The 310-nt window shown below is 76.5% G+C and carries 1 protein-coding gene; it reads left to right on the top strand.

Annotation, left to right across the window (positions count from 1 at the left end; all coding sequences use genetic code 11):
- Nucleotides 1-113 precede the first annotated feature (113 nt).
- A partial coding sequence (locus D588_RS28075; RefSeq protein WP_198526798.1) for a hypothetical protein occupies nucleotides 114-310 on the top strand: 197 nt, incomplete at its 3' end.

Genomic DNA, 310 nt, shown 5'->3' with positions numbered 1-310 from the left:
CCATGGCGGCCGCGCGCGATCCGCGCCTGCTGCCGGGTTTTGTGCAGCATGCCGCAGCTCCGCAACGCAGCGTGGCGATGGCCCAGCCGAGCGCTCCGCGCGCGGCTCCCGCGATGCCGGTCCCGCAGTTCCATGGCCGCCCGGTACCGCAGGCGCTGACGCCCAGCCAGGCGCCGCGCGAGGCCATCGCCAATCGCGGCATGCCGGAAGCGCGCTTTGCCGAACCGCCGCGGCGCGGCGACCCGGGCATGCAGCCGTCCGGTTTCGCCCGCGAGATGGCACGCACGGAGCCGCCGCGCCAGGCACTGCC

The organism is Xanthomonas sp. SHU 308, assembly GCF_000364645.1.
Lineage (GTDB): Bacteria > Pseudomonadota > Gammaproteobacteria > Xanthomonadales > Xanthomonadaceae > Xanthomonas_A > Xanthomonas_A sontii.
Note: the sequence above shows the minus strand (reverse complement) of the source record. Positions and strands in the feature narration are given on the sequence as shown.